Origin of the sequence: Pseudomonas sp. MYb13, assembly GCF_002980075.1 — a bacterium.
GTDB classification, from domain to species: Bacteria; Pseudomonadota; Gammaproteobacteria; order Pseudomonadales; family Pseudomonadaceae; genus Aquipseudomonas; species Aquipseudomonas lurida.
This window is the reverse complement of sequence record NZ_PCQI01000035.1, coordinates 1-8399: the sequence shown is the minus strand read 5'-3', so window position 1 is coordinate 8399 and position 8399 is coordinate 1. Positions and strand designations below refer to the sequence as shown.

Annotated in this window: 10 protein-coding genes; all 10 read left to right on the top strand. The window is 60.8% G+C overall.

The window, feature by feature from the left end:
• On the top strand, positions 1-490 hold a 490-nt coding region (locus CQ002_RS27965; RefSeq protein ID WP_146119697.1), incomplete at its 5' end, for an energy transducer TonB.
• 54 nt (positions 491-544) lie between these two features.
• Positions 545-1264, top strand: coding sequence for a MotA/TolQ/ExbB proton channel family protein (locus CQ002_RS27960; RefSeq protein ID WP_034101888.1), 720 nt, complete (start codon positions 545-547; stop codon positions 1262-1264).
• A gap of 1 nt (position 1265) precedes the next feature.
• Entirely contained in the window at positions 1266-1667 is a 402-nt protein-coding gene (locus CQ002_RS27955; RefSeq protein ID WP_010565408.1) for a biopolymer transporter ExbD, read from the top strand.
• Positions 1668-1974: 307 nt separating this feature from the next.
• Positions 1975-2556: an alpha/beta hydrolase gene (locus CQ002_RS27950; RefSeq protein WP_105161467.1), complete on the top strand. Its 582-nt coding sequence runs from the start codon at positions 1975-1977 to the stop codon at positions 2554-2556.
• Positions 2557-2605: 49 nt separating this feature from the next.
• Positions 2606-3526, top strand: a complete 921-nt coding sequence (locus tag CQ002_RS27945) for a sigma 54-interacting transcriptional regulator (protein WP_098465560.1) — start codon at positions 2606-2608, stop codon at positions 3524-3526.
• 148 nt (positions 3527-3674) lie between these two features.
• The gene (locus CQ002_RS27940) at positions 3675-4457 is read left to right on the top strand and encodes a MetQ/NlpA family ABC transporter substrate-binding protein (protein ID WP_028615272.1); all 783 of its coding nucleotides are present in this window, start codon (positions 3675-3677) and stop codon (positions 4455-4457) included.
• 452 nt (positions 4458-4909) lie between these two features.
• Positions 4910-5575, top strand: coding sequence for an amino acid ABC transporter permease (locus CQ002_RS27935; RefSeq protein WP_105161468.1), 666 nt, complete (start codon positions 4910-4912; stop codon positions 5573-5575).
• Positions 5556-6215, top strand: coding sequence for an amino acid ABC transporter permease (locus tag CQ002_RS27930; protein ID WP_034101895.1), 660 nt, complete (start codon positions 5556-5558; stop codon positions 6213-6215). Before CQ002_RS27935 ends, CQ002_RS27930 begins: the two co-directional genes overlap by 20 nt.
• The gene (locus CQ002_RS27925) at positions 6212-6988 is read left to right on the top strand and encodes an amino acid ABC transporter ATP-binding protein (RefSeq protein WP_098465562.1); all 777 of its coding nucleotides are present in this window, start codon (positions 6212-6214) and stop codon (positions 6986-6988) included. Before CQ002_RS27930 ends, CQ002_RS27925 begins: the two co-directional genes overlap by 4 nt.
• Complete coding sequence (locus CQ002_RS27920; RefSeq protein ID WP_034101897.1) at positions 6985-7839, top strand: transporter substrate-binding domain-containing protein; 855 nt, start codon at positions 6985-6987, stop codon at positions 7837-7839. The genes CQ002_RS27925 and CQ002_RS27920 overlap by 4 nt, the downstream gene beginning before the upstream one ends.
• Positions 7840-8399 lie beyond the last annotated feature (560 nt).

The window sequence follows — 8399 nt, the reverse complement described above, 5'->3', positions numbered from 1 at the left end:
ACCCCCACCGCCGCCCGTGGTCGAGCCACCGCCGCCGGTCGTGGATGAGTTGGCTGCCAAGCCGGCGCCGCCCAAGCCGATTCCAAAACCCAAGCCCAAGCCGGTCCCAAAACCTGAGCCCAAGCCTGCACCGAAGCCGGTCGAGCAGCCGCCTGCGCCACCGACACCTGCGCCGCCTGCGCCCCCAGCTCCACCTGCGCCGGCTCCGGTAACGCCGGCTTCGGCCAACGCCGCGTACCTGAAGAACCCGGCGCCGGAGTACCCGTCCCTGGCCCAACGTCGCGGTTGGGAAGGCACGGTGTTGTTGCGGGTGAAGGTACTGGCCAGCGGCAAGCCGGGCGAGATCCAGGTCCAGAAGAGCAGCGGTCGCCAGCAACTCGATGACGCCGCACTGGCCGCCGTGAAGCGTTGGAGCTTCGTGCCGGCCAAGCAAGGCGATGTGGCCCAGGACGGCTGGGTCAGCGTACCGATCGATTTCAAGATTCACTAACTATTCGGCTGCGGTGTGTTGCACACGCCGCGACCTGCACAGAGGGAAAACATCATGGCATTAGCATCTCCACTTGAATCCATCGAAAGCGCGGTGATCTGGCTGCTGGTGGTTTTTTCGGTCGCGACCTGGGGCCTGGCCCTGCTCAAGGGTGTGCAGTTCGGTCGCCTCAAGGCGCAGGATCGCAAGTTCCATAAACAGTTCTGGGCGGCCTCGAGTCTCGACTCTGCCGCCGAGTTAGCCGAAACGCAGCCAGGCGCTGCGGCGCGTGTCGCCCAGGCCGGTTATGCCGCGATCCAGGTTGGCGAGGCACCCCACGCCGCCGACCTGAGCCAGGCGATCAACCATCAAGACCGCCTCGAACGTGCCCTGCGCCAGCAAATCGTGCGTGAGCGCCGCTCACTGGAAACCGGCCTGGCCGTGGTCGCCAGTATCGGCAGCACCTCGCCGTTTATCGGCCTGTTCGGCACCGTGTGGGGCATCATGGAAGCGCTCAAGGGCATCAGCGCCGCCGGTTCCGCCAGCCTGGAAACCGTGGCCGGCCCGATCGGTGCGGCACTGGTCGCAACGGGCGTCGGCATTGCCGTCGCGGTCCCGGCGGTGCTGGTCTACAACTATTTCCTGCGTCGCTTGAAGCTGACGGCTGCGGACCTGGACGACTTCGCCCACGACTTCTACAGCCTGGCGCAGAAGAACGCGTTCCGCGTGCTGTTGCATCCGGCCCTGACCAAGAATGCGACCGGCAACCCGCAGAAAGTGAAGGAGGCATCCTGAAATGGCCTTCTCCACCCAAGACAGCGATGAGGTGCTGAGCGAGATCAACGTGACGCCGCTGGTGGACGTGATGCTGGTACTGCTGGTGGTGTTTATCGTCACCGCGCCGCTGCTGACCAACGCGATTCCGATCAACCTGCCCAAGACCGAGGCCGTGGCTCCGGTCGAGCAGAAGGACCCGCTGGTGGTGAGCATCGACGGCGCCGGCAAACTGTTTATCAACAAGGACGAAATCCAGCCGGACCTGCTGGAATTCAACCTGCAGGCGGCCAAGGCCAAGGACCCCGATGTGCGGGTGCAACTGCAGGCTGACGATGGAGTGAACTACGGCGAAGTGGCGCGAGCCATGGCGTCTATCGAGCGCGCGGGCATTACCAAGTTGTCGGTGATTACCGCACGTTAGTGGCAAATGCCTCGACAATTTTTTGGCCGTTTCCTTGGCAGGGTGCGGCCTTTTTTTTGCCTGAAATTGCGTTGAAGCGCGATGTGAAATGAGGTCTATGTGGGAGTGGGCTTGCCCGCGAATGCGGTGGGTCAGTAACAGCCGCGCTGGCGGCTACACCGCATTCGCGGGCAAGCCCGCTCCCCCCTTTCGATCTCCGTCGGATTTGAGATTTTGGTTATTAATAAATAGCTTCTTATTCCTTAACGAATATAACCCCCGTCCCTATACTGTTCAGCAACGTTAAACGCTGCAGGAGGGCACACCCATGCACAGCGAGTCGATTCGTTATCTGATCGTGCCGGGCTGGCAAGGATCGCCAGAAGATCATTGGCAAAGTCATTGGCAGAACAGCCTGCCCAACAGCGCGCGGGTGGAGCAGGCCGACTGGCTTACCCCGCGCCGCGAAGACTGGGTGGCCGCACTGGCCGAGGCCATTGCGGCCGACAGCACGCCGGTGATCCTGATCGCCCATAGCCTGGGCTGCATCACCGTGGCGCATTGGGCGGCCACCGCGCCGGTGCAATTTTTGCGAAAGGTGCGTGGCGCGTTGCTAGTGGCGCCGGCGGATGTCGAACGTCCCGCTTGTGCTCCGGCCTTGCGTAATTTCGCGCCTATTCCAACCGACCTGCTGCCGTTTCCGAGCCAGGTGGTCAGCTCCGACAACGACAGCGCCGTCAGCGCCACGCGCGCCCTGGAACTGGCCCGCAACTGGGGGGCCGAAGCCGGCATTCTGTCCGGGGCCGGGCATATCAACGTGAAGTCCGGCCACCAGCGCTGGGAGCAGGGGTTTGCGTACCTCTATCGCCTGCAAAGCCGCCTCGAGCACCACGCCCGGCGCACTGCCTGACTATTTTTCAACGCCCCGTCCCTGAGTGGATTTGGGGCGGGAGCCTGCCATGAGCCTGCATGAAACCTACGGCCAGCCACTGCTGACCTTCCCTGACGCGGAAAAAAGCCCGCTGAGCATCCGCGCCAAGGCGCTGGTATTCGTTGATCCCCGTTCGCGGCAACTGCGCGAAGACCTGGAAAGCCTCGCGCCCCGCGCCCTGCCGGTGTTGATTCGCGGCGAGACCGGTAGCGGTAAAGAGCTGCTGGCCCGGCATATCCACCGTGGCAGCGATCGCACCGGCTTGTTTGTCTCGGTCAATTGCGGCGCCATCAGCCCGACCTATGCCGATGCCGAACTGTTCGGTTATGCCGCCGGCGCCCACAGTGGCGCGGCCAGCAGCCGGGCAGGGTGGTTCGGGTCGGCGAATGGCGGCACCTTGTACCTGGATGAGATCGGCGACTTGCCGCTGCCGATCCAGGTGAAACTGCTGGCCGCCCTGGAAAACCACGAAGTCACCCGCGTGGGTGCCCATCAGCCAAGCCCGGTGGATGTGCGCCTGGTGGCGGCCACCAGCATCGACCTGGCCCAGGCCGTGGCCGCCGGGAAGTTCCATGAGCGCCTGTTCCATTACTTGAGTGAAGGCCAGCTGGACTTGCCCGCACTGCGCGAGCGTGTCGGGGACATCCTGTCCCTGGCCGAGTACTTCCTCGGTATCTACAGCCAACGCCTCGACCTGCCGGTGCCGCTGATCAGCGATGCCGCCCAGCGGGTGCTGGAACACCACAGCTGGCCGGGCAATACCCGTGAGCTGGAAAACGTTATTCACTTTGCGTTACTGGTCAGCAGCGGCGACGAGATTTTGCCCGAGCACCTGAACCTGCCCGTGGCCGGCTCGCCGTTGGAGCAAGTGCAGCGGATTTTTGAGCGCGCCAGCCCTGCCGAGCGGGAAGCCTTGCGCAGCTTTCTGCATGACCAAGCGGCGACATGAATAAAATGGAATATCAACGTGAATAAAAGATATTGTTCGGGAATAAAAAATCTAGGTATTGTCCCTCCCACGCCGCGATAGCACTTCGCTGGCACACCTCATAAGAACGGTCGTCAGAGACGCCCCGGAATTTCGATAAGGACACTGCATGAAAAAGGTTCTGTTGTTTACCGCACTGGCGGCTGCCCTGACTGCAAGCTTCGCCCAGGCCAACGAGAAACTGGTGGTTGCCGCCACCCCGATCCCGCACGCCGAGATCCTCGAACTGGTCAAGCCAACCCTCGCCAAAGAAGGCGTGGACCTGGAAATCAAAGTCTTCACCGACTACGTACAGCCCAACGTGCAAGTGGCCGAGAAACGCCTGGACGCCAACTACTTCCAGACCCTGCCGTACCTGGAAAACTTCAACAAGGGCAAGGGCACCAACCTGGTCACCGTGGTCGGTGTACACGTTGAGCCCTTCGGCGGTTACTCGAAAAAGATCAAGAACATCTCCGAGCTTAAAGATGGCGCCACCGTTGCCATTCCAAACGAAGGCTCCAACAGCGGTCGCGCCCTGTTGTTGCTGCAAAAAGCCGGTGTGATCACCCTGAAAGACCCGACCAACGCCCTCGCTACGCCAAAAGACATCAAGGACAACCCCAAGCACCTGAAATTCAAGGAGCTGGAGTCGGCCCTGCTGCCACGCGTGCTGGACCAGGTTGACCTGGACCTGATCAACACCAACTACGCCCTGGAAGCTGGCCTCAACCCAGCGAAAGACGCGCTGATCATCGAAGACGCCAAGTCGCCCTACGTGAACTTCCTGGTGGCTCGCCCGGACAACAAGGACAGCGACGCTATCCAGAAACTCTCCAAGGCCCTGACCAGCCCGGAAGTCAAAGCCTTCATCGAGAAGAAGTACAACGGCGCGGTAGTGCCTGCGTTCTGATGTAGACAAAACCCCCTTCAAGGTTTGAACGCCGACGGCTTGCATTGCGTCGGCGTTTTTTTATGCCTGGAATTTGGCATGCAAGAAAAATGTGGGAGGGGGGGCATGCCCCCCTCCCACAGTTGATCTTCCTCTCAAAATGGATGTTCAGTGGGTCAGAGCGCGCGGCTATTGATCGCCCTGCGCAACGCCACCAACCACTTCACCAGCTCCTGCGGATCAATCGGTTTCCCTTCGTTCATGGTTCAATCCCTCGAATCTCAGACCCCCCAACCATAGCCGTCACCCGGCAAACCCGCGAATCCGGGGGTTATCTTTTTGGGTGATATCAATATGCTATTTGGGTATTTAAATTTTGCTTTTTATACCTTTAAAGTTCGCGCTACCCAGCGTTACCCACGCCGGACCCGATCGCGCTCGCTGCATTACCCTTGCGGCGTCATGGACTCAAGATGACCTTCGATTTCGCGTTTATCCTCAGCACCCTGCCGGCGTTTCTAAAGGCCGTGGGGGTCACGCTGCAAGTGGGGCTGATCGCCATTGCCACCTCCTTGCTGGTGGCGCTGATCAACGCAGCCTTGCTGGTGTTTCGCACACCGTACCTGTCGCGGCTGGTGGCGCTGTATGTGGAGCTGGCACGTAACACGCCGCTGCTGATCCAACTGTTCTTCGTGTACTTCGCATTGCCGGCCCTAGGTTTCAATATCTCCGGGTTCTGGGCGGCGATCATTACCATGACCTTCCTCGGTGGTGCCTACCTCACCGAACTGCTACGCGCCGGTGTGGAAGCCGTGCCGCTGGCACAGATCGAGTCGGGCAAATCCATCGGCCTGTCCGACTGGCAGCTGCTGCGCCACGTGATCCTGCCGCAGGCCGGCATTCTCAGCCTGCCGGCGTTGTTCGCCAACTTTATCTTCCTGCTCAAGGAGACCACCGTGGTGTCCGCCGTGGCGGTGCCGGAGATTCTCTACACCACCAAGAGCTACATCGCCCTCTACTACAAGACCTACGAAATGCTTGCCGTGCTGACGCTGATTTGCGTGCTGCTGTTCTTGCCGCTGTCGCTGCTGCTCAGCCGCCTGGAAAGGAGGCTCCAGCATGGCCAGTTCGGGTCTTGAGTTGTTGTGGGTGTCGTTGCCGCAGCTGGGCAAGGGCGCTGCGCAGACTTTGTCGATTTCGTTCTTGAGCATCGCCTTCAGCACTGTCGGCGGCGTGTTGTATGGCGTGCTGCGCACCTTGAATAACTCGCTGATCAACGCTGTGCTGCGCGTGTACCTGGAGCTGTTTCGCGCAATCCCGGTGCTGGTGTGGTTGTACCTGCTGTTTTTTGGCCTGCCGATTTTCTTTGGCCTGAGCATTCCAAGCTTCTGGTGCGCGGTGCTGGTGCTGTCGCTGTGGGGCGCCAGTGAGGTCGGCGAAGTGGTGCGCGGCGCGTTGCATTCACTTCCCCGTGGGCAGCGCGAAGCAGGGTTGTCGATTGGCCTGTCCGACCCGCAGCTGTACGGCTACGTGTTGCTGCCGCAGGCTCTTAAACGCATGACGCCACCGACCATCAACGTCTACACGCGCATCATCAAGACCAGCTCCCTGGCGGTGCTGATCGGCGTAGTGGACGTGATCAAGGTCGGCCAGCAAATCATCGAGCGCACCTATGAATCCGTGTTGATCTACGGCGTGCTGTTCCTGTTTTTCTTCTTTATCTGCTACCCGTTGTCGGCCGCCTCCAAGGTGCTGGAACGGCGCTGGGCCCAAGCATGAGCGCATTGATCGAGTTCCAGGGTTTCAACAAATTCTTCGGCGACCAGCAGGTGCTCAAGGGCATCGACCTGAGCGTGCAAAGCGGCGAAGTGGTGGTGATCCTCGGCCCCAGCGGCTGCGGCAAAAGCACCTTGCTGCGTTGCCTCAATGGCCTGGAAGTCGCGCACAGCGGCAGCCTGCGTTTTGCCGGCAAACAGCTTTTGGACAAAAGCACCGACTGGCGCCAAGTGCGCCAGGACATCGGCATGGTGTTCCAGAGCTACCACTTGTTCCCGCACATGAGTGTGCTCGACAACATCCTGCTCGGCCCCTTGAAGGTGCAAAAGCGCGACCCCCGTGAAGCCCGCGAGCAGGCAGAGAGGCTGCTGGACCGTGTAGGCCTGGCCGACAAGCGCGACGCCTTCCCGCGCCAGCTGTCCGGTGGCCAGCAGCAACGCATCGCCATCGTTCGCTCGCTGTGCATGAACCCCCAGGTCATGCTGTTTGACGAAGTCACCGCCGCCCTCGACCCAGAGATGGTCAAGGAGGTGCTGGAAGTGATCCAGGGCCTGGCCCGCGATGGCATGACCCTGTTGATCGTCACTCACGAAATGGCCTTTGCCCGCGCCGTCGCCGACCGCGTGGTGTTCATGGAGGCCGGTCGGATCCTCGAACACAACACCCCCGAAGAATTCTTTACGAACCCGCAAACCGCACGCGCGCAGCAGTTCCTGGAGAAGTTCTCCTTTGTTTCAACACTGCCCAAAAAGACCAAGGAACTGGAGCTGATATGAAAAAGTTACTGCTGCCACTGTTTGCCGTCGCGTTACTGGCCGGCTGCGACAAAAAGGCCGAAGAGCCCACCAAACCGGCGGCTGCCGCCGTGAGCTACATCGACAAGATCAAGGCGCGGGACAAGCTGATTGTCGGCGTCTTCACCGACAAGCCGCCGTTCGGCTTCGTCAACGAAGCCGGCCGCTATGTCGGCTTCGATACCGACATCGGCCGCCAATTCGCCAAGGACCTGCTGGGTGATGAAAACAAGGTGGAGTTTGTCGCCGTCGAGCCGGCCAGCCGTATTCCTTTCTTGCAAAGCGACAAGGTCGACTTGATCCTCGCCAACATGACCGTGACCCCGGAACGCAAGGAAGCGGTGGACTTCACCAACCCCAACCTGAAAGTCGCGGTACAGGCCCTGGTGCCAAAGGACAGCGCGGTGAAAAGCCTGGATGACCTGGCTACCCGCACCACCATCGTGACCACCGGCACCACGGCCGACATCTGGCTGACCAAGAACCACCCGGACTGGAAACTGCTCAAGTTCGAGAAAAACTCCGAGTCGCTGCAAGCGCTGTCGGCCGGGCGTGGCGATGCTTATGCCCAGGACAACCTGGTGCTGTTCAGCTGGGCCAAGCAGAACCCCGGTTACCGTGTGCTGGAAGAGAAGCTCGGTGATGAAGCGCCGATTGCGCCCGCTGTGAAGAAGGGCAACATCGAACTGCGCGACTGGGTGAATGCCGAGTTGGCGAAGTTGGGTGAGGAGAAATTCTTGCTCAAGCTGTACGACCAATATGTGCGTAAGGAATTGAGCGATGACACGAAGCCTGAGAGTGTGATTGTTGAAGGCGGTAAGTGGCAGGGGTGATAACGCTATCGCCGGCTTGCAGGCCGACCCCTATCTGACGGTAACCCGCGCTCCAAAATGGGGAGCGGGGTTGCCCTCGAAGGCGGCCCGACAGCCAACCACAATCTTCCTGACACTCCGCGACCCAACTGTGGGAGCGGGCTTGCCCGCGAAGGCGCCCTGACAGCCAACCACTATCTGCCTGTCACCCCGCGACCCAACTGTGGGAGCGGGCTTGCTCGCGAAAGCGCCCTGACAGCCAACCACTCTCTTCCTGACACCCCGCGACCCAAAAATGTGGGAGCGGGCTTGCTCGCGAAAGCTGCCTGACAGCCAACCACTCTCTTCCTGGCACCCCGCGATCCAACTGTGGGAGCGGGCTTGCCCGCGAAGGCGGCCTGACAGCCGACCTGGAGGTTGGATCAGACCGGGTACATATCCGTTATTTAGGCAACGGCTGCTATGGGTTCCGCCCTTACGGCGGGTCACTTTTGGAAAAGAGCCCCAAAAGTAACCAAAAGGGCTCTTGCCCCAACACTCGGCACCTCGCTCACGCTCGGTGTGCCCGTAATCCGACAGTG

Coding starts and splice junctions, on each gene's coding strand:
- CQ002_RS27960 (WP_034101888.1), top strand. CDS start 545: ATGGCATTAGCATCTCCACTTGAATCCATCGAAAGCGCGGTGATCTGG.
- CQ002_RS27955 (WP_010565408.1), top strand. CDS start 1,266: ATGGCCTTCTCCACCCAAGACAGCGATGAGGTGCTGAGCGAGATCAAC.
- CQ002_RS27950 (WP_105161467.1), top strand. CDS start 1,975: ATGCACAGCGAGTCGATTCGTTATCTGATCGTGCCGGGCTGGCAAGGA.
- CQ002_RS27945 (WP_098465560.1), top strand. CDS start 2,606: ATGAGCCTGCATGAAACCTACGGCCAGCCACTGCTGACCTTCCCTGAC.
- CQ002_RS27940 (WP_028615272.1), top strand. CDS start 3,675: ATGAAAAAGGTTCTGTTGTTTACCGCACTGGCGGCTGCCCTGACTGCA.
- CQ002_RS27935 (WP_105161468.1), top strand. CDS start 4,910: ATGACCTTCGATTTCGCGTTTATCCTCAGCACCCTGCCGGCGTTTCTA.
- CQ002_RS27930 (WP_034101895.1), top strand. CDS start 5,556: ATGGCCAGTTCGGGTCTTGAGTTGTTGTGGGTGTCGTTGCCGCAGCTG.
- CQ002_RS27925 (WP_098465562.1), top strand. CDS start 6,212: ATGAGCGCATTGATCGAGTTCCAGGGTTTCAACAAATTCTTCGGCGAC.
- CQ002_RS27920 (WP_034101897.1), top strand. CDS start 6,985: ATGAAAAAGTTACTGCTGCCACTGTTTGCCGTCGCGTTACTGGCCGGC.